Source organism: Aeromonas enterica, assembly GCF_054052465.1.
Map to the genome: position 1 here is coordinate 102183 of NZ_JBSTYL010000007.1, position 22908 is coordinate 125090.

General features: G+C 60.2%; 23 protein-coding genes. 6 read left to right on the forward strand and 17 right to left on the reverse strand.

Annotated features, from left to right (window positions below; all coding sequences use genetic code 11):
- Window positions 1-100: 100 nt before the first annotated feature.
- The 7 genes from arnF to arnB form a co-directional block, all read right to left on the reverse strand.
- On the reverse strand, window positions 101-541 hold the full coding sequence (gene arnF, locus ACW5XD_RS10020; protein ID WP_456494854.1) for a 4-amino-4-deoxy-L-arabinose-phosphoundecaprenol flippase subunit ArnF: 441 nt from the start codon (window positions 539-541) through the stop codon (window positions 101-103).
- Entirely contained in the window at window positions 484-828 is a 345-nt protein-coding gene (locus tag ACW5XD_RS10025; protein ID WP_456494773.1) for an EamA family transporter, read from the reverse strand. Before ACW5XD_RS10025 ends, arnF begins: the two co-directional genes overlap by 58 nt.
- Entirely contained in the window at window positions 828-2471 is a 1644-nt protein-coding gene (gene arnT, locus ACW5XD_RS10030; RefSeq protein WP_456494774.1) for a lipid IV(A) 4-amino-4-deoxy-L-arabinosyltransferase, read from the reverse strand. Before arnT ends, ACW5XD_RS10025 begins: the two co-directional genes overlap by 1 nt.
- A 121-nt stretch (window positions 2472-2592) precedes the next feature.
- Window positions 2593-3492 (reverse strand): 4-deoxy-4-formamido-L-arabinose-phosphoundecaprenol deformylase, encoded by a 900-nt coding sequence (gene arnD / locus ACW5XD_RS10035; RefSeq protein WP_456494775.1) that lies wholly within the window; start codon window positions 3490-3492, stop codon window positions 2593-2595.
- Complete coding sequence (gene arnA / locus ACW5XD_RS10040) at window positions 3485-5476, reverse strand: bifunctional UDP-4-amino-4-deoxy-L-arabinose formyltransferase/UDP-glucuronic acid oxidase ArnA (protein WP_456494776.1); 1992 nt, start codon at window positions 5474-5476, stop codon at window positions 3485-3487. The genes arnD and arnA overlap by 8 nt, the downstream gene beginning before the upstream one ends.
- A complete protein-coding gene (gene arnC, locus ACW5XD_RS10045; RefSeq protein ID WP_456494777.1) occupies window positions 5476-6453 on the reverse strand; it encodes an undecaprenyl-phosphate 4-deoxy-4-formamido-L-arabinose transferase in 978 nt (325 codons plus the stop codon). Before arnC ends, arnA begins: the two co-directional genes overlap by 1 nt.
- Before the next feature lie 6 nt (window positions 6454-6459).
- A complete protein-coding gene (arnB, locus tag ACW5XD_RS10050; protein ID WP_456494778.1) occupies window positions 6460-7596 on the reverse strand; it encodes a UDP-4-amino-4-deoxy-L-arabinose aminotransferase in 1137 nt (378 codons plus the stop codon).
- Window positions 7597-7816: 220 nt separating this feature from the next.
- Between arnB and ACW5XD_RS10055 the strand changes: the two genes are divergently transcribed.
- Window positions 7817-9163, forward strand: a complete 1347-nt coding sequence (locus ACW5XD_RS10055; protein WP_456494779.1) for a UDP-glucose dehydrogenase family protein — start codon at window positions 7817-7819, stop codon at window positions 9161-9163.
- A 464-nt stretch (window positions 9164-9627) separates the two neighbouring features.
- On the opposite strand, the gene ACW5XD_RS10060 is transcribed toward ACW5XD_RS10055, so the two are convergent.
- Window positions 9628-9870, reverse strand: a complete 243-nt coding sequence (locus ACW5XD_RS10060) for a YheU family protein (RefSeq protein ID WP_456494780.1) — start codon at window positions 9868-9870, stop codon at window positions 9628-9630.
- A gap of 89 nt (window positions 9871-9959) precedes the next feature.
- On the opposite strand from ACW5XD_RS10060, the gene ACW5XD_RS10065 reads away from it, so the two are divergent.
- Window positions 9960-11114: a membrane-associated sensor domain-containing protein gene (locus tag ACW5XD_RS10065; RefSeq protein ID WP_456494781.1), complete on the forward strand. Its 1155-nt coding sequence runs from the start codon at window positions 9960-9962 to the stop codon at window positions 11112-11114.
- On the opposite strand, the gene ACW5XD_RS10070 is transcribed toward ACW5XD_RS10065, so the two are convergent.
- The 3 genes from ACW5XD_RS10070 to ACW5XD_RS10080 form a co-directional block, all read right to left on the reverse strand.
- Window positions 11096-12079, reverse strand: coding sequence for a hydrolase (locus tag ACW5XD_RS10070; protein WP_456494782.1), 984 nt, complete (start codon window positions 12077-12079; stop codon window positions 11096-11098). The genes ACW5XD_RS10065 and ACW5XD_RS10070 overlap by 19 nt on opposite strands.
- 68 nt (window positions 12080-12147) lie before the next feature.
- Window positions 12148-13047, reverse strand: coding sequence for a chemotaxis protein (locus ACW5XD_RS10075; RefSeq protein WP_456494783.1), 900 nt, complete (start codon window positions 13045-13047; stop codon window positions 12148-12150).
- Between the two features lie 162 nt (window positions 13048-13209).
- Entirely contained in the window at window positions 13210-13896 is a 687-nt protein-coding gene (locus ACW5XD_RS10080; RefSeq protein ID WP_456494784.1) for a hypothetical protein, read from the reverse strand.
- A gap of 39 nt (window positions 13897-13935) precedes the next feature.
- On the opposite strand from ACW5XD_RS10080, the gene ACW5XD_RS10085 reads away from it, so the two are divergent.
- Both ACW5XD_RS10085 and ACW5XD_RS10090 read left to right on the forward strand, forming a co-directional pair.
- Window positions 13936-14142 (forward strand): YheV family putative zinc ribbon protein, encoded by a 207-nt coding sequence (locus tag ACW5XD_RS10085; RefSeq protein WP_042035019.1) that lies wholly within the window; start codon window positions 13936-13938, stop codon window positions 14140-14142.
- A gap of 293 nt (window positions 14143-14435) precedes the next feature.
- The gene (locus ACW5XD_RS10090; RefSeq protein WP_456494785.1) at window positions 14436-15065 is read left to right on the forward strand and encodes an FKBP-type peptidyl-prolyl cis-trans isomerase; all 630 of its coding nucleotides are present in this window, start codon (window positions 14436-14438) and stop codon (window positions 15063-15065) included.
- An 87-nt stretch (window positions 15066-15152) separates the two neighbouring features.
- Here ACW5XD_RS10090 and ACW5XD_RS10095 read toward each other — a convergent pair whose 3' ends face one another.
- Together ACW5XD_RS10095 and ACW5XD_RS10100 are read right to left on the reverse strand one after the other, a co-directional pair.
- The gene (locus ACW5XD_RS10095; RefSeq protein ID WP_456494786.1) at window positions 15153-15368 is read right to left on the reverse strand and encodes a SlyX family protein; all 216 of its coding nucleotides are present in this window, start codon (window positions 15366-15368) and stop codon (window positions 15153-15155) included.
- A 14-nt stretch (window positions 15369-15382) separates the two neighbouring features.
- Entirely contained in the window at window positions 15383-16351 is a 969-nt protein-coding gene (locus tag ACW5XD_RS10100; protein WP_456494787.1) for a WD40 repeat domain-containing protein, read from the reverse strand.
- A 119-nt stretch (window positions 16352-16470) separates the two neighbouring features.
- On the opposite strand from ACW5XD_RS10100, the gene fkpA reads away from it, so the two are divergent.
- Window positions 16471-17277: an FKBP-type peptidyl-prolyl cis-trans isomerase gene (gene fkpA / locus ACW5XD_RS10105; protein WP_456494788.1), complete on the forward strand. Its 807-nt coding sequence runs from the start codon at window positions 16471-16473 to the stop codon at window positions 17275-17277.
- Window positions 17278-17437: 160 nt separating this feature from the next.
- On the forward strand, window positions 17438-18841 hold the full coding sequence (locus ACW5XD_RS10110) for a sigma-54-dependent transcriptional regulator (RefSeq protein ID WP_456494789.1): 1404 nt from the start codon (window positions 17438-17440) through the stop codon (window positions 18839-18841).
- Window positions 18842-19070: 229 nt separating this feature from the next.
- Here ACW5XD_RS10110 and ACW5XD_RS10115 read toward each other — a convergent pair whose 3' ends face one another.
- The 4 genes from ACW5XD_RS10115 to ACW5XD_RS10130 form a co-directional block, all read right to left on the reverse strand.
- Window positions 19071-19937, reverse strand: coding sequence for a tetratricopeptide repeat protein (locus tag ACW5XD_RS10115; RefSeq protein WP_456494790.1), 867 nt, complete (start codon window positions 19935-19937; stop codon window positions 19071-19073).
- Window positions 19938-20051: 114 nt separating this feature from the next.
- Window positions 20052-20387 (reverse strand): hypothetical protein, encoded by a 336-nt coding sequence (locus tag ACW5XD_RS10120; protein ID WP_438546782.1) that lies wholly within the window; start codon window positions 20385-20387, stop codon window positions 20052-20054.
- A gap of 40 nt (window positions 20388-20427) precedes the next feature.
- The gene (locus tag ACW5XD_RS10125) at window positions 20428-20766 is read right to left on the reverse strand and encodes a DUF2956 family protein (protein ID WP_456494791.1); all 339 of its coding nucleotides are present in this window, start codon (window positions 20764-20766) and stop codon (window positions 20428-20430) included.
- A gap of 86 nt (window positions 20767-20852) precedes the next feature.
- Entirely contained in the window at window positions 20853-22691 is a 1839-nt protein-coding gene (locus ACW5XD_RS10130) for a bifunctional metallophosphatase/5'-nucleotidase (protein WP_456494792.1), read from the reverse strand.
- Between the last annotated feature and the right edge of the window lie 217 nt (window positions 22692-22908).

Genomic DNA, 22908 nt, shown 5'->3' on the forward strand with positions numbered 1-22908 from the left:
AAACCGCAATGGTGGGGGACGCTGCGTCACAGGAAAAGAGCGAACGATGTCGCCCTGATTGAGATGCCGGTGGACGAGCCACCGGTTTGTGCCTGAAGGGTTAGTCGGCGTCCTGCTTGCTGGCCGGTTTTATTCCCACCAGCATGGCTCCCAGCAGGATGAAGATCACTCCCACGGCCTTGCCCGGCTCCAGCGGTTCGGTAAAGACCGGTATGTTGACCGCCAGCAGGTAGACCAGCGCATAGCTGGTGCTGAGCAGGGGATAGGCGATGTTGAGCGGAGTGGAGTGCAGTGCCGCCAGCCAGCAGAGCAGCGACAGGGCGTAGCAGCCCACCCCGGCGAGGATGACCAGCAGCGGTACCGGATGGGCCAGCATGATGGCGAGATCCATCTGCCAGGCGGGCAGCTGTATGACCCCCCACTTCATGCCGAGCTGGGCCAGGGTCACCAGCAGTATGCTGCCCAGCACATACAGATAACCCTTCACAACAGGCCTCCCAGCAACAGGGCACCCACAATGATGGCCCCCACTCCCAACCAGTTGTGATAGGTGATCTGCTCGTGAAAGAACAGCCGCGAACCTATCAGCACCAACACCAGATTGATGCTGAGCATGGGGTAGGCCATGCTCAGCGGCAGTCGTTGCAACAGATAGATCCAGAGCAGCATGCCGCAGCCGAGGGCTGCCACGCTGGCGATGAGCCAGGGCGACAACAGCTTCTGCCAATGGCTGCAGGGTTGATGCTGCCAGCGGATGACCGCCTGCTTTTGCAGCATCTGGCCGCTGCAGGTCAGCAGGCATACCAGCAACAGCAACAGCATGTCCATCACTGGATCCCGTGGTAGATCAACAGGGTCAGTCGATAGCTCACGATCGTCTCGTCAGCGGGTGGCACAGGCCCGGTATTGCCGTCGCGGCCCGTCTTCATCAGCAGGGCGACCTGGCCGTTTTTACGCGCCTTTGCCAGCCAGGCCGGGAAGTCGGCGCGCGCCACGTAACGCCCCTTGGCCTCCGGATAGCCCAGGCCGTAACTCACCTCGCCCCTGCTGTCGAACAGGGTGATTTCGCTGCGCTTGGTACTCCAGGCCAAGGAAGAGGCAAGCCCCACGTCATTGGCCAGCAGAGTGCCGGACTTCATCAGCTCGGTCTGGTTGGCCTCGATGAAACGCTCCGGCAGCTTGGAGTCGATCAGGGATTGTGGCAGCGCCCAGGGCAGGCCTACAGCCAGCACCATGGGGCAGAGTGCGCTCAGGGTCCAGCGCCGGCTGACATCTTTCAACTGGACGAAACCGAGCAGGGCCCAGCCTGCAAAGATGACCATGGCTACCGCCAGCGCGCCATGATCCTCTTCACCGTAGACGGCGTGGCTGGGGGAGAAGGCCAGCACGGCGAGCACCAGCAGGCAGACGAGGCCGAACAGGCCGTTCAGCCAGGCATTGAGCCGCAATGCCTGTACTTTCCCCTCCTTGAGTTTGTCCATGGCGCTGGCGGCCATCAGCATGGCCAGCGGGGCGAAGCAGGGCAGAATGTAGGTGATCAGCTTGCCTTTGGCGAGGCTGAAGAAGAGGAACGGCAACACCACCCAGGCCAGCAGGTAGAGAGTCTCAGGGCTTATCTTGCGATCCTGCCAGCCTTTGCGCAGGGCGCCGGGCAGCAGGGCGAGCCAGGGCAGAGTGCCGAGCAGTCCCATGGGCAGGTAGTACCAGAACGGCGCCTTGTGCTGGGCATTGTCTGCGGCGAAGCGCTGAATGTGTTCAATCCAGAAGAAGTAGTGCCAGTAGTCGGGTTCGCGCAGGTGCACGGCGATGGCCCAAGGGGCAGCCAGCAGAGCGGCACTCACCAGCGCCAGCGGGCCGAAGCGCAGCAGCTCGAGCAGGCGACGCTGATAGAGAACGTAGGGCACGATCACGATGACCGGCACTGCCAGAGCGATGAAGCCCTTGGTAAGGAAACCCATACCGCAGGCGAGGCCAAACAACAGGTAGCCGCCGATCCGGCTGCGCAGCGATCCCTCCTTGCGAATGATGTAGAAGCTGACCATGGCCGCGTTGAGCCAGAGTGTCACCATGGCATCGAGCAGGCTGTAGGTGCCAATGCCATAGACGATCAACAGCGACAGATAGATAAGGCTGGCGAGAAACGCCTTGCGCCTGCACTGCCACAGCTGCAGTGCGAACCAGAAGATCAGCGCGGCGCTGAGCCCGGTGGCGGCTGCCGACGCGAAGCGCACGGCGAAGTTGGTGTCGCCGAACAGCTGCAGGCTGATGCTGTTGAACCAGTAGCCGGCGATGGGCTTCTCGAAGTAGCGCAAGCCCAGGAAGTGAGGCACGACCCAGTCCCCCGTGCTCACCATCTCCCGGCTTATCTCGGCGTAGCGGTTCTCGTCGGGGCTCCATAGCGGCCGCTGGTCGAGCGGCAGCAGGTAAAACAAGAGAAAGAACAGGGGCAGGGCCCACTTGGTCAACTTCATGACATCCTCTGTAGCATTGTGTGGTGAGCGCAATGGGTCATCATGCCGCCCTCTGGGGCCCGATGTGCTGCGTTATGTTCATCCTGCCACTTTCTGGTGGCCTGATTTGTTGCGTCATGGTCTATGCGTCGGCCTTGCAGCCAAGCCATCCCTCTCGTCCAGGCAGGGTGCCGCGCACCAGCCGCCCGGCACCCAGCTGACTGGGGTCGGATGGTAACAGATCCCCCAGCGGAACAAAGCGGATGCAGCGCTCCCGGGCCTCACTCAGCAGCGCATCGAACTGCTCGGCCATGACGATGCCTTCCACCTCGGCGTGAATGGTGTAGACGTGAGGCGCCACCTGTGGCGGTGTGCAGAGCTTGTCCAGGATGAAAGCGTTGAACTGTGCCGCCGTTACCTCAGGGCCGACCACTTCATCGAAGGTGGGCAGATTGACCGGGATCTGCGGCGTACCAAGCTGCCCGTCCTGCAGCAGGGGTCGAAACAGGCCGCTGCCGCGACAGTCGCTGTTGTAGCGAAAGCCGAACTGTTCCTTGGCCTGGGTAGTGAGCGGGTCTGCCCGCCAGCCAGCGGCGGCGGAACAGTCCACCTCCCGTCCCAGGATCTGGTTGAGCGCATCCACCCCGAGCCGGGTCTGGCGGATCAGTTCGGCCTCGTCCCAACGTCCGGTATTGGCCTGCCAGCCGTGGTGATCCCAGGCGTGCAGCCCCACCTCGTGGCGGGCGCTGTCGGTGTCGCGCATCAGGGAACCCAGCTGCTTGCCGATGGGCTTGCCGGGCCAGGCGGTGCCGGCCAGCAGTATGTCCAGCCCATAGAGGGATGCTGCGTTGGAGCGCAGCATCTTGAGCAGGAAGCGGGGTTTGAGCAGGCGCCACAGGTGGCGCCCCATGTTGTCGGGACCGACCGAGAAGAAGAAGCTGGCCTTGACCTGATGCTGGTCGAGCAGTTGCAGCAAGCGGGGAACCCCGTCACGGGTCCCCCTGAAGGTATCAACGTCGATCCGCAGACCTACCTCAGTCATGCTCGACTCCCGTGGTGACCGCCCCTTGCAGGAAGAAGTCCAGGGTCTTGCCGATGGTTTCTTCCATTTCGATGGTCGGTTCCCAGTCGATCAGGCGGCGGGCATTCTTGATGCTCGGACGACGGTGGGAGACATCCTGATAGCCGTCCCCGTAGAAGGACTTGCTCTCCACCAGCTTGAAGCCGGCAAACGGCGGGAAGTGGTGGCGCAGCGGGTGGGCCTCGAACTTGGCGAGCAGGATCTCGGCCATTTGCTGGATGCTGGCCTCGTTGTCCGGGCTGCCGATGTTGATGATTTGGCCATCACAGCGGTTGCCCTTGTTCTCTATGATGCGGAACAGGGCTTCGATGCCGTCCTCTATGTCGGTGAAGCAGCGCTTCTGGGCGCCGCCATCCACCAGCTGGATCGGGGTACCGTCCACCAGGTTGAGGATCAGCTGGGTAATGGCGCGGGAGCTGCCGATGCGGGCGGAGTCCAGGCTGTCGAGGCGCGGGCCCATCCAGTTGAAGGGACGGAACAGGGTGAAGCTGAGCCCCTCTTTCTTGCCATAGGCCCAGATCACCCGATCCAGCAACTGCTTGGAGACGGAGTAGATCCAGCGCTGCTTGTTGATGGGGCCGACGATGAGGCGGGATTCATCTTCATCGAAGCTGTGATCGTCGCACATCCCGTACACCTCGGAGGTGGAGGGGAAGATGATGCGCTTGTTGTACTTCACGCAGTAGCGAACGATCTTGAGGTTCTCTTCAAAATCGAGCTCGAACACGCGCAGCGGGTTGCGGGTGTATTCGATGGGGGTGGCGATGGCCACCAGCGGCAGGATCACGTCGCACTTCTTGATGTGATACTCGATCCACTCGGTGTGGATGCTGATGTCCCCCTCCACGAAATGGAAGTTGGGGTGGCCGATGAAGCGCTCCAGTGCGCTGGCGCCTATATCCAACCCATAGACCTCGTAACGGCCATCTTTGAGCAGGCGCTCGGTCAGGTGGTTGCCGATGAAGCCGTTGACCCCGAGGATCAGCACCCGGATCAGCCGCTCCTTGCGCAGGGCATTGCTGGCCTTGGGGCCGAGCCGCATGCCTGCCACCAGACCCAGTTCACGGGCGAGCTGGGCGCCACGCACATAGAGGCCGCCTTCCGCCTGGCCGGCTACTATCTCCAGCACCCCTTCACCGCAGGCGATGCGCAGCGGATCCTGGCTGAGGATGGTGCCGGGCAGCTTGTCACTGGTCTGCTCGAGATGATTTGCCTTCCACACCGTCAGCTTGCGATCGCCGGCGAAGCTGAAGGCGCCCGGATAGGGCTGGGTGACGGCGCGCACCAGGTTGTAGATCGTCTGGGCTGGGTTATCCCAGTGCAGCTCGCCATCGGCCGGGGTGCGGCGGCCATAGTAGCTGGCCTTGCTCTCATCCTGCGGGGTGAGCGAGATGTCGCCGGCGCGCAGTTTCGGCAGCTCGGCCTCCAGCAAGGTTTTGGCGGCGAGGCGCACCTTGCCATGCAGGGTCAGCGCCGTGTCGGCGTCTTTTATCTCGACGGCCTGCTGGGCGACGATGTCACCGGCATCGGGCCGCGCCGTCATCTGGTGCAGCGTGATGCCGGTTTCGGTCTCGCCGTTGACCAGGCACCAGTTGATGGGCGCGCGGCCACGATAGGCGGGCAGCAGGGATCCGTGCAGGTTGAAGGCGCCGACGGTCGGGATGTCGAGGATTGCCTGCTTGAGCATGTTGCGATAGTAGAAGGAGAAGAGGGCCTGGGGCGCCAGCTCCTGGATGCGCTCGACCCAGAGCGGATGGTTGACATCCTCGGGGGAGTAGACGGGCAGATCGTGCTCGGCGCAGAGCTGGGCGACCGAGCCGAAGAAGCGGTTCTCGCCGGGATCGTCGGCGTGGGTGAAGACGGCCTGGATCTCGTAGCCTGCCTCGAGCAGAGCCTCGATGCCGGTGCAACCGATATCGTGATAAGCAAATACGACGACTTTCATTATTCAACTTCCTGTTGCGAAGGAGTGGAGGCGGTGCGCACGACCTGATGGATGAAGTAGCGGGGACGGGCACGCACATCTGTGTACATGCGGCCTATGTATTCTCCCAGCAGCCCCATGCCCAGCAGTTGCACGCCGACGAAGGTGAAGAGAATGGCAAAGAGCGTGAAGACGCCATCGGCGGCCCAGTCAGCACCCAGAATGAGGCGCATCAGGATCAGCAGGATGGAGAAGGTGAAGCCAATGCCCGCCACCACGCTGCCGACGATGCTGAGCAGCCGCAGGGGAGTGGTGGTCATGCAGGTGACCAGGTCATACATCAGGTTGATGAGGTGCATCAGGCCATATTTGGATTCGCCGTGGGCCCGTTCCGCATGGCCGACTTCGAGCTCTACGGTGCGGCGGGCAAAACTGTTGGCCAGGATGGGGATGAAGGTGCTGCGTTCCTGGCAGCAGAGCATGGCGTCTATGATGTGACGGCGGTAGGCGCGCAGCATGCAGCCGTAGTCGCTCATGTGTACGCCGGTGGCCTTTTGCACCGACTTGTTGATGAGTTTGGAAGCGGTCTTGCGAAACCAGGAGTCCTGGCGGTTGCGGCGCATGGTGCCCACCACGTCATAACCCTGCATGGCGGCCTCCACCAGGCGGGGGATCTCCTCCGGCGGGTTCTGCAGATCCGCATCCAGGGTGATCACCAGATCCCCCTTGGCGGTCTCGAAGCCGGCCATGATGGCGGCATGCTGACCATAGTTGCGATTGAGCAGCACCCCGACCAGCTTGCTGCCGGCTTTGGCGGCGGCTTCGCTGATGATCTCGGTGGAGCCGTCGTGGCTGCCGTCATCGATCAGGATCACCTCGTAATCCTGGGGCAGGAGTTCGCAGGCGGCGGTCACTCGGCCGAGCAGCACGGGCAGGCTGGCCTCCTCGTTGTAGACGGGGATGACCACCGAAACCAGCTTGATGTCAGTGTTGTTCACGTATCGTTACTCCAATATGTCGATAAGGGCTGCGACCACGCGGTCAACGTCGGCCAGCGTCATGTCCGGGAAGAGTGGCAGGGTGCACAGGCGAGATGAGTTCCACTCGGTATGAGGCAGGCTGAGGCTCGGGTAGCGTTCCCGGTAGTACTTCTGGGTATGGGCTGCCCGAAAGTGCAGACCTGTGCCAATGCCGCGCTCCTGCAGCGCCTGCATCAACTGATCCCGGTCAAGGCCGCAGCGTTCGGGGTCGACCCGCACCATGAACAGGTGCCAGGCGTGCAGATGGGCATAGGCGGGCACGGCGAGCGGCATCAGCGGCAGGCCGGCCAGTTTTTCCTGATAGCGGGCCACCAGCTCGGCCCGTCTGGCATTGAGCTCGGGCAGGCGCGCCAGCTGCACCAGGGCGATGGCGGCGTTGATGTCGGCCAGGTTGTACTTGAAGCCCGGGGTGATCACCTCCGCCTGCGGCTTGCGGCCCAGGCTCATGCGATCAAATGCATCCACCCCCAGGCCGTGGAACTTGAGCATCCGGACCTTGTCCGCCAATGCCTTGTCATCGGTCACCAGCATGCCCCCTTCGGCGCAGGTCAGGTTCTTGATGGCGTGGAAGGAGAAGATGGCGGTGCCGGTGGCGCCAATCCAGCGCTCCCGGTAGCGGGTGCCGACCGCGTGGGCGGCATCCTCGATGACCGGAATGCCGTGCTGGCGCGCCAGGTCGAGAATAGGGTCCAGGTCGACGGGGGCACCGGCGTAGTGAACCGGTATGATGGCCCGGGTCTTGGGCGTGATGAGCGGCGCGATCAGTTCGGCGCTGGTCATCAGGGTATCCCTGTCCACGTCGACGAAGACGGGCTCGGCGCCGAGCAGGGTGATGATGTTGATGGTGGAGACCCAGGTCTGGGAGGGGGTGATCACCTCATCCCCCGGACCTATCCCCAACGCCATCAGGGTGACGTGCATGCCGGCGGTGGCAGAACAGAGTGCGACCGCATGCTGGCAGCCGAATGTGTCACTGAATTGCTGTTCCAGTTCGTGATTCTTCGGCCCGGTAGTGATCCAGCCCGATTTTAGCACCTCACAGACAGCACTTATCTCGGCATCGCCGATGGCGGGCCTCGAAAATGGCAGAAAATCTTGCATAAGCGATCCAGTAATGAATATTAATCAGTGCCCATCAAGCCAGGCAGCCCTAAAAATGATGTTCAACATATCGTATATAAAAGCGGGCCTGCAATGGTCTAGAAACAGCTGGTAACAATTAACTAGTGCTGTCATCTTATGTAATGTGGTAAATATTTATAACCTCCCATATTCTTGTTTTTCCAAATTACATCATCTCTGACATTTTGGTTGTATCAATATGAACATTACTGTATTTGGAAGTGGCTACGTGGGCTTGGTCCAGGCCACAGTGCTGGCCGATGTCGGTCATCAGGTTATCTGTGTCGATGTTGATGAACAGAAGGTGGCAGCCCTGATGGACGGCCAGGTGCCGATCTATGAGCCCGGTCTTGAAGCACTGCTGCAGCGCAATATCAAGAGCGGTGCCCTGATGTTTACCACGGATGCCGTACTGGCTGTCCAACACGGTGATGTGCAGTTTCTGGCGGTGGGGACGCCGCCGGGGGAGGATGGCTCCGCCGATCTGCGCCATGTGCTGACAGTGGCCGAAACCATCGCCCTGCATCGCGATGCCCCCGTCATCATAGTCAACAAGTCGACCGTGCCGGTGGGCACCGCCGACAAGGTAATGGCCAGGGTGAATGCCATCCTGCAGCAGCGGGATGTCTCCTTTGTTTTCGATGTGGTCTCCAATCCCGAGTTCCTCAAGGAGGGCTCCGCCATCCAGGATTGTTTGCGGCCGGATCGCATCGTGGTCGGCACCAGCAACGAGGCTTCCCGCCAGTTGATGCGTGAGCTTTACGAGCCGTTCAACCGCAACCATGACCGTATCCTGTTCATGGATGTGCGCAGCGCCGAGCTGACCAAGTACGCCGCCAACTGCATGCTGGCTACCAAAATAAGCTTTATCAACGAGATGGCCGGGCTGGCCGAGCGGGTTGGCGCCGACATCGAGATGGTGCGCCAGGGCATAGGCTCGGATCAGCGTATCGGCTATCAGTTCATCTACCCTGGCTGTGGTTATGGCGGTTCCTGTTTTCCCAAGGACGTCAAAGCCTTGCTGGCCACGGCTCAGGAGCTGCAATATGACACACCGCTGATCCGGGCGGTGGAGCGGGTCAACGAGCAGCAAAAATCGCGACTCTACGAGCTCTTGTCCGGCTTCTTCAGCGCCCAGGGCAACTCACTGGCGGGCAAGACCATCGCTTTGTGGGGGCTGGCGTTCAAGCCCAATACCGATGACATGCGCGAAGCGCCGAGCCGGGCTCTGATGGAAGCGCTGTGGCAGGCTGGTGCGACCGTGCAGGCCTATGATCCCGAGGCGATGCAGGAGGCCCAGCACCTCTATGGTAACTGTGACAACTTAAGGTTGATGGGTACCAAGGAAGCAGCCCTGTTTGGTGCTGATGCCCTGGTGATATGTACCGAGTGGAACCACTTCAAGGCCCCCAATCTCACCGCCATCAAGCAGGCGTTGACCTATCCGCTGGTCGTGGATGGCCGTAACCTGTTTGATCCGGGTCGCATGAAAGAGCATGGTTTCCATTATTACGCCATTGGTCGGGGCGAATCAGTAATGAAATAACATTAAATAATGTTGTTCCGCCATCAGGCGACAGCGAAATGGCGGAAGAGTTTCTTGTAAAGAATATGTTTAAGCGGGATGTCGCTCTCATTATTTTCATTGTGGCTGTGACTTTTGTCATCACAACGTAATATATTGTGAGCTGCTTCACTTTATTGATTCCATATTATCGCTATGGCTCGGCGCTATTGTTGCCGTGATCATCAATATGTCTGTCTGTCTGTCTGTCTGTCTGCCGCCAGGGTTGATATGGCAACCTGGTTACCCGGTCACAGCTGCCTATCCGATATGTTATGAACAAAATCCGACAAAGTAGAGCCTATGCCGACCAAAATGGCCCTTCGCGACAGCGTAGGGCTATTTTATTTGGGCGAGAGCGGGGAGTCCGGCGGGAATTGTCGGGTACATACCTCGCTGACGGTGGTGGAGATGGCAAGACCCAGATTGGGATGGAAATGCCATGGCTATTCCGGTATATCGTCCAGCGGCGCACTGCTGAAGGTGTTTTTTGACACTATGTTCACACTCTCGTGCAGCTCGCTGTAGACGATCACGGCCAAGCCTTGTTGCAACTGTTGTCTGACAGTGTCGACCTTATCAGCCAGACTGACATCATACTCACCATACTCGGTGCCTTCCCGCAGTACGAAGTGCTCGAGCAGGCTGTTGAGGGTATCAGAGTCCAAGTCTTGCCAGGGGATAATCATGGGTTCATCTTCAGTTACCAGAGAGTGGATATTGTCTATCTGTTGCCAGCAAGCGCAAGGGATTTATGGGGCTGCCAGCGGGTGTGAACATGCTGTCTAATGAACAACACCGCCTCTCCACTCACTTCGATCATCACCTGTGCGAGTCACGCCGCCTTGCGCTGAGCAAGGGGTTGCGCTGGTTCTGGGCCGTCAACCAGTTGGCAACCCTGTATCTGCTGGCTCGCTTCTATGTCTATCAGGGTGCCAATCTGGTCGTGGCTCGCGTGCTGCCCTGGAGTTATGAGGTGCAGATTATCCTGATGAGCCTGCTCTGCCTGTTGTTCCCACTGTTCTGGCGCTGGCTGTCCCATCAACCCCTGACTATCTGGCAGCCTTGTCTGCGTGTTGGTGCCCTGTTGTGGGGGAGCTCCTGGGCGCTGATCGGCTATGCCATCGCCCTGATTGAGCTGAGGGGGGGATTCAGCCTGGCCTTCGATCTCATCAGCTTGCTGCTGATGACGGCCCTGGTTGCCCTCTATTGCGAAGTGAGGCTGTTTTACTGTTTCAGTGTTCCTCCCCTGCTTTTTTTGTTGCTGGAGGCTTTGTTCGTCAAGGTTCCCTTCCCTGCGGTGCACTGGTTGGCGGTAGGATGTCTCATCATCATGCTGGAAACGGGACGCCGCATGCTGAACAGTTGGTTCGTGCTGGCGGTCTCTCGGGAACACGAGAACCTGACACTGGCCCGTCAGCTCGATGCCATGGCCAAACAGGATCCCCTGACCGGGCTGGGTAACCGACGCCATTTTGCCAACGTCAGTGAGCAGATCCTGGCCGAGGCGAGGCAGCAGCATAGTGAGTTTGCCATCCTGTTGCTGGATGTGGATTTTTTCAAACGCTTCAACGATCACTACGGTCATCTGCAGGGGGACAACGGCCTGATTGCGGTTGCCGACTGCCTGCGTGAGGCGGTGCGGCAACCGGCCGATGTCGTGGCCCGTTATGGCGGAGAGGAGTTCGTCATTCTGCTGCCTGGGGCTGACGAGTTGGCCGGGGGCAACGTTGCCATGCGGATCGCCAATGCACTGGCCGAGCGAGCCATACCTCATGCGGTTTCAGATGTGTCGTCGTGTGTTACCGTGAGTCAGGGCATTGCCCTGTGGCGCGGCGATCAGGACACCATCGCCGACATGTTGGTACGTGCCGACGAAGCGCTTTATCGGGTAAAGGAATCTGGCCGCAACGGCTACCTGATCGTGTCCTGAGTCTGCTCCTTCACCCATTGGCTGATGCGCTCTTCCAGCCAGAAGCGGGGGCGCCAGGGGGTGCCGTGCAGGAAGCCCACATGACCACCCCGTTGGCTCAGCTCGTAACGCACCATGGGTGAAAGCTGCTCCGGCCGGGGGATCACGGCCTCTGTCATGAAGGGATCGTCGGCGGCATGGATCACCAGGGTTGGAATGGGGATGCGGGCCAGCAGTCCCAGGCCGGAACAGCGCTGGTAGTAGTGGTCGGCGCTGGCAAAGCCGTGCAGCGGGGCCGTGACCTGCTCGTCGAAGTCGCGCAGGGTGGCGATGCGGCTCACTTGCTCCGGTTGCCAGCGCGACTGGGCCGCGGCTTGATGGCGGATCTTGCTCTGCAGATTGGCCCTCATGGTGCGCAGCAGATAGCTCTGATACACCCGTGAGAAGCCCTGATTGACTCGATCGGCGCAGCTGTCCAGTCGCAGCGGCGCCGAGATAACCACAGCCGCCTGCAGCTCACGCGGGCAGGCTCGCGCCAGCAGATTGACCAGCATGTTGCCCCCCAGCGAATAGCCGATGGCGATCAGTGGCTTGCCGGGAAAGCGGCGGCCCAGCTCGGCGATCAGCGCCTGTGCATCCTCAATGGCACCGGAGTGATAGGCTTGCAGCAGGCGGTTCGGTTCGCCGCTGCAGCCGCGAAAATGCATCAGCACGGCCTCGTTCCCCTGTCGTTGCAGATGGGCGAACAACCCCTTTGCATAGTGGGAGTGGATGCTCCCCTCCAGCCCGTGAAACAGCACTATCAGCGGTCGCTCATCCCGGCTGATCTCGCCGCTCCAGGCGAGATCGACGAAATCCCCGTCCGCCAGTTCGAAACGCTCGGGTACGAAGCGGGCTGGCGCCCGTCGCAGCCACTTTGGCAATATGGTTTGCAGATGGGGGTTGCGCGCCCACCAGGGGGCGTGGAAGTGACTCTCTATGAGCATGATGGGATCCGAAGCAGGCATCTGGGCAGTAAAAACGTGCGGCGAGAAGGGGGCTTCTCGCCGGTTCGTCAGGCCAGCAGGCTGTCGTGGTGCTCGGCACCGCGCAGCATAGCCTGGATCAGCTCATTGGCCTCAAACTTGGTCAGCGCCTCATGGGCGCCTACCTGATGGGCCCGCTCCACGCTGATTTCGCTGGAGAGCGAGGTGTGCAATATGATGTAGGCTCCCGCCAGCTTGGCGTCGCTCTGCACCTCGAAGGCCAGCTCATAGCCGTCGAGCCCCGGCATCTCGATGTCGCTCACCAGGATGTCGATGGGGGCCTTCTGGGCGGCACGGGTTTGCATCAGGGTCAGCGCATCCTTGCCGTTGGTGCACACCTCATAGGGGATGTTGATGTAGTCCAGCGCCGCTGTCAGCTGGCGGCGGGCGACCGAGGAGTCGTCCACCAGCAGGATCCGCATTGGTTTGATCCGCTCACGCTGCACGTCGGTCAGTACCGGGTAGAGGTGGCTGGGATCGTCCGGGTAGACCCGCGACAGTATCAACTCCACGTCCAGCAGCTGGATCAGGTGGTCGTTGACCCGGGTCACCCCGGTCACGAACACGTTATGGCCGAGCGCGGCGGGTGGGGATTCGATGTCGCGCCAGTTGCACTCGGTGATCTTGTCGATGCCGCGCACCAGAAAGCCCACCAGGGTGCGGCGGCAGTCGGTGATGATGATGAAGCAGTTCGGCATCTCCTCCTTGCTGATCGGGCGATAACCCACCGCCATGGCCATGTCGATCACCGGAATGGTGGTGCCCCGCATGCTGGCGGCACCGAGCACGGTCGGGTGAGAGTGCGGCATGGCCGTGAGCTGGGTGTAAGGCACTATCTCCTTCACCTTGAGGGTGCCGATGGCGAAAGATTGTTTGGCCGAGAGATGAAACAGCAACATGCCCTGGGATTGGTTGGCTTTGCTTTTCATGGCAGATGTCCTGTGAGTCAAAACGGTATCAGTCAATTCAGGCCCCTAGCATAAAGGATTATAGGAGAAATGACCCTCCCGTTATTAGCGGCCGTTTGCCGCAAAACTGGACTCATTTCCCCCACTTTTTCGCCTGGCTTGTCCGGTTTTCGGCCCGCCGGGTCAGGCGGGCTGCTGTTCATCCAGGCTGGCGCCAAGCCAGCGTTGGCAGGTCTGGGCGAGGGCCTCTTCGTCTCGGTAGCCGAGTTTGCTCACCACCTGTGCCCGCTTGCTGCCGCTCTTGAGCAGGCGTACCGCCTGCAGCAGCTGCCACTGGGCGCTCAGGGCATCGGCCGCGAGGCCCGGATCCGTGATACCGCGCTGGGAGAGACAGGCCCGCCAGGCGGCGTCACTGCCCGCTTGCTGGCTGATCAGTGCCCGCCAGGCGCCTTGCAGCAGTTGATCCGCATGTTCTGACAGGGGGCAGGCCTGCAACTCGTCGAGCATCACCTGCAAGCGGTGACCATAGGCCCCTTGCCAGTCGCGGGGGCGCTGCCACTGGGCCAGGCTGTCGAACAGGGCATCCAGCAGCGGGGTCGGTTGCAACCAGCCCGCCTGGGCTGGCTGGGCAACCCGCAGGGAACAGGTCAGCAGATCATGGTGGCAGCCCGCCAGCGGACTGAAAGCGGCGAGGGCATCGGCGCAGAGCCAGAAGCTGTTGCCCGCCGTCAGCAGCAATTCATGCTGGCCGAGTCGCAGCAATGCCGCACCCCGGGTTATCCGCAGTAACTGGCCCACCGGCGTGCGTTTGCGACCGCCGACTTGCAGGTACGGAGAGGAAAAATGCTGGCATTCGATGGCGTGATGCATGTAAAAACCCTGATATGATGCTGCCTGGAGGTAACAAGAATGGAAACCAGACGTAAAAAACGCTTCATTGCCGGCGCGGTTTGTCCGGCGTGCGGCAAAATGGACACCATGATGCTGTATATGGAGCATGGAGTCGAGAAGGTGACTTGTGTCGACTGCGGGGATACCCAGGTGCAGACCCAGGCCGAGGTGGACAAGGTGACCCGGGAGACGGAACAGGTGATAGGCGTGTTTCGTCCCGAATGAGCCAGGCCAAGGCAGACAAGGTGACCCGGGAGACGGAACAGGTGATAGGCGTGTTTCGTCCCGAATGAGCCAGGCCAAGGCGGACAAGGTGACCCGAGAGGCCGAACAGGTGATTGGGGTGTTTCGTCCCGAGTGAGGGGCCAGCCGCAATACCCGGGGATGAGGTGCGGGTCAGGCCCATGCTGTTTCACATTGATGACTTTTTCATCACGACTGAGCCGGGCCTGCCATATGCTTGGCCGCCTTTTTGAGGTATTCTGGGCCCGTTTTTTTCTATCCGCAGGATCCCTGACATGAAAGTAGCTCCCCTGAGCGTGGTTACGCTGGAATACACGGTCACCGACGAACACGGTGAAGTCATCGACACCACTGTCGGTAAAGAGCCTCTGGTGTATCTGCACGGTACCCGTTATCTGGTCTCCGGCCTCGAAGCCGAGCTGGAAGGCCGTAGCGTGGGCGAGGCGTTCGACGTCACGTTGGCACCGACCCAGGCCTATGGCGAATACGACGAAAGCCTGGTGCAAGAAGTACCTGGCGAGCTGTTTGACGGCATGGAAGTGTCTGAAGGGGATACTTTTGTGGCCGAGACCGACGACGGCCACCGCCCGGTTACCGTCATTGAAGTGTCCGAAGAGTTCGTCAAGGTGGATGGCAACCATCCGCTGGCCGGCGTGACCCTGGGCTTCAAGGTCGAGATCAAGGACGTACGTGCCGCCACGGCAGAAGAGCTGGCTCACGGCCACGTTCACGGTGCCGGTGGTTGCGGTCACGATCATGGTCACGACCATGACCACGATCACGGCCATGAGCACGGCGGTTGCTGCGGTGGTGGCCACGATCACGGTCATGACCACGGCGACGAGCAGGGTCATGGCGGTTGCTGCGGTGGCGGCGGCTGCGGTGGCAAGGGTCACCAGCACTGATCTGTGCCCTGGGCATAGCCCGATAAAAAAACCCGCGTCTATCGCGGGTTTTTTTATCGCTGGGTGGCGGGAGATCCGCTGTGCGGCTCAGTAGTGCGGTGGCGGCGTCTCTTCGGCCATGCTGGCGATCTGGCTTGGTTGCACGCTCTGCAGCTTGTCTACCAGCAGCTGGATCTGATGCTTGAGCCGATCCAGCTCGCGTCCTTGAGTGGTCACCTCGTCGTTGAGCTGCTCCACCGTGTATTCGGCGAAGGCGAGACGGCTTTCCAGGGTTTCGAGACGATCGTTAAATTGCTGACTCATGGGCCTTTGGGTCCTTACTTGATAGTCCAGATTTCGGCCAGGCCACTGGAGCTGGCGCTGACAATGTGGCCATTGTCGCGCAAAGCCACGCCGTAGACCACCGCGCTTGGCAGTTTCACCCTGGGATGGGGTGAGACACGCCAGCTTTGCAGTAGGCTGCCATCGCTCACCCGCCACAGGGAGAGCTGGCGGGAGGGGGCGCCGGTGATGAGCCATTTTCCGTCGTTGGCGAACCGGGCGCTGGTGTAGACTTCGAAGCGGTGGTCGTACTTCAGCCGGCTCACCTCCTTGCCGGTTCTCAGATCCCAGATGCTGGCCTGGCGGCTATCGGCGGTGAAGGCGAAACGGCCCTTGGGATCCAGTCTCGCCATCACCACCCGACCTGCATGGTTGAAGCGCCACACCACCTGGCCGGAACGGGTATCCCACAGATAGGCGCTGTAGTCGTTGCCACCGGTGAGGGCGTAGCGGCCATTGGCGGAGAGATCCACCGTATTGACCTGCTCGGTGTGACCGAGGAACTGCAATCTGCGACCGGTTTGGGTATCCACTACCTCTGCCTTGCCATCTTCCCGTCCGATCAGCACCTGGCGACCATCAGCCGACAGGGCGATGTCCCTCAGCCTGGATTCAGGAAGCGAATAGTAGCCTTGGGATTGACCATCTCGCAGGCGCCAGATAGCGAAGGTATCCAGAGAGGCGGTCACGGCATGGCTGTTGTCTGCCGAGAAGCGGGTGATGATGACGAAGTTGTCCTGATTATCGGACTGGCGCCAGCGCCAGCGCTCTTTGCCCTGCTCCAGATCCCACACCACTGTACCCTGGCCCAGGCTGGAGACGATGGCTTGCTTGCCGTCACTGGTGATATCAGCGCTCAGCACTCCCTGGCTGGCGAGGGTGATTTTTCGGTCGGGTAGTGAGCTCTGTTCGCAACCTGTCAGTATCAGGCAAATACCGATGAGATAAATGGCACTTTTTATCATTTTTCCTGTCTCATGCTTTCGTTACCTGCGATCACGGCGTTAGTATAAGGCGCTTATCACGATAAACCTCTCATTTCACGAAGGAACCGAGAGCGGTATTTAGAGTTTTGGAGAAACTGATGAACAATTTTCTGAAGGTGTCCCTGTTGGCTGCGGCCGTTGCCGTGAGTCTGACTGCTTGCCAAAAAGACGAGAAGACTGCTGCGAATACCGCAGAGGTCAAGGCAGAAGCCAGCAAGCCGGCAGAGGCCCCCAAGGCTGATGCCAAGAGCTTTGAAGAGCAATCCGGCTATGCAATTGGCCTCTCCATGGGTCGTTATATCGCCAATACCCTGGAACGTCAGCAGGAACTCGGCATCAAGCTGGACAACAGTGTCATCCTCAAGGGTGTGACCGATGGCCTGGGCAAAGAAGCCAAGATGACTGACGAGGAGATCCAGAAGGTTCTGCAGCAGTACGACGCCAAGATCAATGAGTTGACCAAGGCCAAGGCTGACAAGGATGCCGTGGATAACCAGAAGAAGGGTGAAGAGTACCTGGCTGCCAACGCCAAGAAAGAAGGTGTGAAGAGCACCGAATCCGGCCTGCAATACATGGTCGAGAAGATGGGCACCGGCGCCAAGCCGAAGGCCACCGACATCGTCAAGGTTCACTACACAGGTACCCTGACCGACGGCACCAAGTTCGACAGCTCCGTCGATCGCGGCGAGCCTGCCACCTTCCCGCTCAACCAGGTGATCCCGGGCTGGACCGAAGGCGTGCAGCTGATGCCGGTGGGCTCCAAGTTCAAATTCTTCCTGCCGTCCAAGCTGGCCTATGGCGAGCACGGTGCAGGCTCCATCCCGGCCAATGCCGTACTGGTGTTCGATGTTGAGCTGCTGGCGATCGAGAAGCCGGCTGCGGATGGCGACAACACCAAGAAGTAAGCGCTATCGTTAAAAAAACGGCTCCTTAGGGAGCCGTTTTTGCTTGTATCTCTCCGTGAATGGCGGGATAAAAGAGAGCGTAGCCAACTGTGCTAACATGGCTAACATGGCTAACAAGACTTAAAATAGACAACAAAATCAATTGCAAGGATGGCTCCCCGTGGCTGAAAGCAAACCTCGAGTCCTGTTGGTGGAAGATACCCGCAGTCTGGCGGTGGTCTATGAACAGTATCTGGCCCAGGATGGCTATGAGGTAGTGCTGGCCGATTGTGGTCAACAGGCGTTGGCGCAGCTGCTGACCAGCCCGCCGCCTGTGGTGCTGCTCGACCTCGAACTGCCCGACATGTCCGGCATGGATATTCTGCAGCAGATCACCGAGCAGCAGTTGCCCTGCTCCGTGGTAGTGATCACGGCCCACGGCTCCGTGGATGTGGCGGTGGAGGCGATGCGCCTCGGCGCCTTCGACTTCCTGACCAAGCCGTTCGACGGCAAGCGACTGTGTGCCACCGCCCGCAACGCCCTCAAGCACCAGCAACTGAGTTCGCTGGTGGCCCAGTACCGGGAGAACTTCGAGCGCAGCTCGTTCGCCGGTTTCATCGGTGCCTCCATGCCGATGCAAGCCGTCTATCGCATCATAGAGAGCGCTGCGCCGAGCAAGGCGACCGTGTTCATCACCGGCGAGAGCGGCACCGGCAAGGAGGTGTGCGCCGAGGCCATTCACCAGTGCAGCCCCCGCAGCGAGCAACCCTTCATCGCGCTCAACTGCGCCGCCATTCCCCACGATCTGATGGAGAGCGAGATCTTCGGTCACGTGAAGGGTTCCTTTACCGGCGCCCAGGGGGATCGCAAGGGGGCGGCCAGTCTGGCGGACGGTGGCACCCTGTTTCTGGACGAGATCTGCGAGATGGATCTCGACCTGCAGAGCAAGCTGCTGCGCTTCATCCAGACCGGCACCCTGCAGCGGGTTGGCAGCGGCAAGCTGGAGACGGTGGACGTGCGCTTCGTCTGCGCCACCAACCGGGATCCTCTGCTGGAGGTAAAGGCGGGACGCTTTCGCGAGGATCTCTACTACCGCCTGCACGTGATCCCTCTCAGCCTGCCGCCGCTGCGCGAGCGGGGCGAAGACATACTGCTGCTGGCTCGCAGCCTGTTGCAAAGCTACGCCAGGGAAGAGAGCAAGCGCTTCAAGGATTTTGATGCCGAGGCGGTGCGGGTGCTGCTCGATTACCCCTGGCCCGGCAACGTGCGCGAGCTGCAAAACGTGGTGCGCAACATAGTGGTGCTCAACGATCGCGAGCTGGTGAGCCCGGACATATTGCCGCCGCCGCTCAGCGGCCGCAAGGGCATGACGGCGGCCACTGTGCCGACTAGCCCGACCAGCGGCGTCGCCGCGCCTTTGCTCAATACGCCGATCCGCCCGCTCTGGCTGGTGGAGAAAGAGACCATAGAGCAAGCCATCGCCAGCTGTGACGGCAATATCCCCAAGGCGGCGGCCCTGTTGGAGATCAGTCCCTCCACCATCTATCGCAAGAAACAGAGTTGGGAAGAGGCGAGCCTGATTTGAGTGGAGGGGCATGGTCAATGCCCCTCCATCGAGCAGACCATTGCCAGTTGTAAGGTTAATATTCCCAAGGCAGCGGTTCTGCTGAAGATCAGCCCGCAATCCTCCCATCTATCGCAAGAAACAGAGTTGGGAAGAGGCGAGCCTGATTTGAGGCAGGTACCAGGATGGTATTCGTCATCCTGAGATGTAGTGATGTGCAGGGCGGCCAACTGGCCGCCCTGCAGCTTTGCTAGAGCTTGGCCAGTTGCTTGAGTCTGGCCAGTCGTTCTGCCTCGTTGGCTTTGAGCCAGCGATCCTGTGACAGCAGAAACCAGGCGCGGGCGAAGTATTCGGCCGCGGCCGGGTCAGACAGTGCCAGTGCATTTTCCCCCAGCTCCTCGAACAGATAGCCATCCTCCGGCTCGCCTGCCTCCGCCATCTCCGCCTGCAACTGCGTCAGTTCGGCCAGCGCCTGCTCATGCAAGCCTTGCGCCCGGGTTAGCCGTGCCAGACTCCAGCGGGCGATAAAGGCCTTGGCCGGGTTGTTGTGCTGCTCGTGCCAGGCTAAGCATTTTTGCTGACACTGGCGCGCCTCTTCCAGGCGACCCAGTTCGAACAGAGTCCAGCCCTGATTGTTGTAGAGGCTGGGAAGCCAGCCGCGCACCTTCTGATCGGCACTGCGCTCCGCCAGCTCCATCGCCAGCTGGTGCCAGCGGCTCTGCTCCTCCAGCGGGGCGGCGATGGCCACCATGTGGGCCGCATCGATGGCCAAATAGAGCTCCTTGTGTTTGAGCCCCTGCTGCCAGGCCTGCTCGAACAGGGTTCTGGCGCGGGCCTTGTCACCGGCGGAGTTGAAGGTGCGGCCACGTTCCAGCAGGGCGCGAAGGCGGGCTCGCGGGGTGGCATCGGTGAGGCGGGGTTCTATCTCGTCGAGCAGTTGGTGCGCTTCGGCAAACTGGCGTTGCAGCGAATGGGTGCGGGCTATCTGGGTGAGCAGCTCCAGTTCGTACTGCAGATCTGCGGCGCGCGCCTCGGGCAGCAGAGCATGAAAACGCAGGGCACTGGCCGCAGGATCCTTGTAATCCCACTGCGCCATGAAATCGGGCGGATTGTCCATTTGGCCTCCTTGCTGGCGATCCTGTCACCAAGATGCCTGCCGGCCATTGTTTGTACAAGGGGTGCTCGTCACAGAGCGCCCCTTGGGTCATGCAAAAGTGTTCAGCACATTATGTCAGTAGACCATGGCCAGGCTCATCAGCATCAGGCCGAGGGCGGCAAAGGCCCCCTCCTTGATCGCCAGGCGCGGCACCAGCGCCTTGGGCAGGGCCGGAAACAGGGAGAGTGCAAAGCCGAGCCCCGGCATCAGCCAGTGAAAGGCGGGGTTGCGCAGGCTTGGGTCTGCCGCACCATTGATGATGATGAGCAGGATGAAGAGGGTGAAGGCCGGCAGAATAAACCAGCGGGCGTTGCCGGCGGCAACGGCCCGCAGCGGCGAGATGCGATAGAGCACCAGCGTTACGATAAACAGCACCAGTGGGGCCAGCAGATAAAGGGGAGCCGGGTTCATGGCAGATGTCCTCCAGACGGTGAATAAGTGGGGTCGGGGATCAGCGCAGCCAGAACCAGGTGGCAGCAAAGCCCAGCCAGCTCAGCAGCAAGAGGAGCCAGGGCAGGGGATGCTGGCGGGAGACCTCAATAAGCTCGATCTCGCTCTCCTCTATCTGTTCGGCTTGCGGCTGCTGCTTCGCCTTGCTCTGCAGCTTCTTCTGGCGACTGGCCTCCCGGGCCCGCGCCTTCATCTGTTTCTTGTACTCGTCTATGCCTTTCTGGATCCCCTGGGCGATCAGTTGGGTCTGCTCCTTGGTCTGTCCCGGCTTCTGGTTGGCACGGGCGATCTTCAGCGCATCCTGCTGGGTCTCGGGGGATATCTTGTCGTACTTCGCCATCAAAGGGTCTCCTCGGCATCGATTGGCGGGGAGTATGCCATAAAAACGGCGCCCTCAGGCGCCGTTGTAGAAGGTTGTGAGCCGGATCAGGGCTTGTAGTAGGTCACGGTCGCATAGGGCAGCGGATTGAGGGTACCCTGGGCCTCGGCGTACTCCATGAACATCTCGTTCTCACCGACGCCCGAGTCGACGTAGTCACCCTTGTTGGGCAGCTCTTCGCGCTTGAGCAGGCCGCTGTAGCCATCCTTGCCGGAGGCGATGTAGGTGTTGGCACCGACCCGGTACACCTTCTCGTCGTCCAGCGGCAGCCACTGGCCGTTGGCATCCAGCAGTTCCAGCTTGGTAATGCGGGAACCCTTGGCCAGTTTGCCGTCATAGCTGTAGCTCAGGTGGCCGACGTAAGGAAAAGCACCGCTGGAGGCGCCGATCCCGGTCTCCAGGCCGATGGAGTAATCAACGGCGTACTCCAAGGTGGCACGCACGTCCTTGCCCTTGAGGTTGAAGGCGGCGATCTTGTTGCCAAATGGCAGCAAGGTACCCATCACGTAACCGACGGAGAGCGGGCCCGCATTCACATCTGCGCGCACCCCACCGGCGTTCTGGATGGTGAAGTCGACCTTGGTGTTGAGCTTGTTGAGCTTCCAGTACAGGGATTCAGCCACCAGGGGATCGATCAGACCTGCACCATCCGGAGTGAGCGGCACGCGCACGTGAGGCAGCTTGGTCGGCACCTCGGCGATGATCTTGGCCTCGAGCTCGGCCACGGCCGGCTTGTATTCGGTGTCGATCACATCGCGCATGGCGGTGTTCTCCGGCACGATTTCGATGACGGGGGACTTGGTGATGAAGTCGACCACGTTGGTCTGCTCGCTGCCGCTCAAAGGCACCTTCTTCTTGGCCACTTCCTTGGTGAAGTCGTCGCCCGTCATCAGGGTGTTGCGACCCTCGCACTTGGTGATCTGGCCTTCCTTGCTCAGGGAGACGTTGACCAGGCCATAGCCCTTGGCCCATTCACCGGCCTGCACGATACAGGTTTTGCCGCCGTTCGGGTTGCTCACCAGCTGGGCATAGGTGTTGTCATCGGCCGGGTTCTGGTTGTGGGCCGTGTAGCCAATGCTGTTGATCTCGTTGATGTCACCGAGGAAGGTCTGGGAGTGACCGCCGACGATCAGGTCGATACCGTTGACCGCCTTGGCGACGGCCTGGTCATTTTGCAGACCGATATGGGTGACCATGATGATCTTGTTGGCGCCTTTCGACTTGAGGGTGTCGACCATTTTCTGGGCGGTTTCAATCATCGGCAGAAATTGGGTATCGGTGTCTGGTGAGGAGATGTCATGCATATTTTCCAGCACCAATCCGAAAATACCCACGCTCTCGCCATTTACTTCTTTAATGACATATTCATGGATATTTTCACTGTCTTTCAGGGTGGCGCTACTGGATTTCACCATATTGGAAGCCAATACAGGGAAATTCACCCGTGAGACGAAATCTTTAATAGCCTGGTTGCCTAGATCGAATTCGTGGTTGCCCAGCACCATGGCATCTATGCCCATGTCGGAGAGCAGGCGAGACTCCTCTTCCCCCTTGAACTGGGTGAAGTAGAGGGTGCCCTGAAAGGCATCGCCACCGTTGAGCACCATGAAGTTGCGGCCTTCATTGGCGGCCTGGCTGCGCAGCTCGTCCAGCTTGAACTTCAGGCGGGGATAGCCGCCCAGCTTGGCGTTGAACTTGAACAGCTCCTGGCCGGTGGGCTGGATGGCCAGCGCATTTTCGGTCGGGTCAAGGTGGGCGTGGGTATCATTGATATGGGCAATGGTCAGATCCAGCGGAATATGCTCCTTGCTGCTGTTTTCTGAATTGCAGGCGGTCAGCCCGAACAGGGTAATAGAGACGGTGACGGCCAGTAGCGTCTTCTTCATTGGTAATAATCCTCTTGTTGTTATTGTCCTGAATATCGTTCCTGCATGGCAGGAGTGTGGCGATTCTAGGCAAAAAGCAATAATTGGAAATAAAGAGAGCTGATTCCTTTGAGCTACTGCACATTAATAAAGCGAACAAACGTTTGCGAGATTGCGTAACGCCATGACTACAGACTAATGACAAGTTTCACATCGCGTATTCTCAGCTGACTGTATC

Bases quoted from the DNA above. Each gene is read 5' to 3' on its own strand.
- arnA (WP_456494776.1), bottom strand. From the start codon at position 5,476: ATGAAAGTCGTCGTATTTGCTTATCACGATATCGGTTGCACCGGCATC.
- ACW5XD_RS10070 (WP_456494782.1), bottom strand. From the start codon at position 12,079: ATGCTCATAGAGAGTCACTTCCACGCCCCCTGGTGGGCGCGCAACCCC.
- arnD (WP_456494775.1), bottom strand. From the start codon at position 3,492: ATGACTGAGGTAGGTCTGCGGATCGACGTTGATACCTTCAGGGGGACC.
- arnT (WP_456494774.1), bottom strand. From the start codon at position 2,471: ATGAAGTTGACCAAGTGGGCCCTGCCCCTGTTCTTTCTCTTGTTTTAC.
- arnB (WP_456494778.1), bottom strand. From the start codon at position 7,596: ATGCAAGATTTTCTGCCATTTTCGAGGCCCGCCATCGGCGATGCCGAG.
- fkpA (WP_456494788.1), top strand. From the start codon at position 16,471: ATGAACAATTTTCTGAAGGTGTCCCTGTTGGCTGCGGCCGTTGCCGTG.
- ACW5XD_RS10130 (WP_456494792.1), bottom strand. From the start codon at position 22,691: ATGAAGAAGACGCTACTGGCCGTCACCGTCTCTATTACCCTGTTCGGG.
- ACW5XD_RS10125 (WP_456494791.1), bottom strand. From the start codon at position 20,766: ATGGCGAAGTACGACAAGATATCCCCCGAGACCCAGCAGGATGCGCTG.
- ACW5XD_RS10025 (WP_456494773.1), bottom strand. From the start codon at position 828: ATGGACATGCTGTTGCTGTTGCTGGTATGCCTGCTGACCTGCAGCGGC.
- ACW5XD_RS10115 (WP_456494790.1), bottom strand. From the start codon at position 19,937: ATGGACAATCCGCCCGATTTCATGGCGCAGTGGGATTACAAGGATCCT.
- ACW5XD_RS10065 (WP_456494781.1), top strand. From the start codon at position 9,960: ATGCTGTCTAATGAACAACACCGCCTCTCCACTCACTTCGATCATCAC.
- ACW5XD_RS10095 (WP_456494786.1), bottom strand. From the start codon at position 15,368: ATGAGTCAGCAATTTAACGATCGTCTCGAAACCCTGGAAAGCCGTCTC.
- ACW5XD_RS10080 (WP_456494784.1), bottom strand. From the start codon at position 13,896: ATGCATCACGCCATCGAATGCCAGCATTTTTCCTCTCCGTACCTGCAA.
- ACW5XD_RS10085 (WP_042035019.1), top strand. From the start codon at position 13,936: ATGGAAACCAGACGTAAAAAACGCTTCATTGCCGGCGCGGTTTGTCCG.
- ACW5XD_RS10055 (WP_456494779.1), top strand. From the start codon at position 7,817: ATGAACATTACTGTATTTGGAAGTGGCTACGTGGGCTTGGTCCAGGCC.
- ACW5XD_RS10120 (WP_438546782.1), bottom strand. From the start codon at position 20,387: ATGAACCCGGCTCCCCTTTATCTGCTGGCCCCACTGGTGCTGTTTATC.
- ACW5XD_RS10075 (WP_456494783.1), bottom strand. From the start codon at position 13,047: ATGAAAAGCAAAGCCAACCAATCCCAGGGCATGTTGCTGTTTCATCTC.
- ACW5XD_RS10100 (WP_456494787.1), bottom strand. From the start codon at position 16,351: ATGATAAAAAGTGCCATTTATCTCATCGGTATTTGCCTGATACTGACA.
- ACW5XD_RS10060 (WP_456494780.1), bottom strand. From the start codon at position 9,870: ATGATTATCCCCTGGCAAGACTTGGACTCTGATACCCTCAACAGCCTG.
- ACW5XD_RS10090 (WP_456494785.1), top strand. From the start codon at position 14,436: ATGAAAGTAGCTCCCCTGAGCGTGGTTACGCTGGAATACACGGTCACC.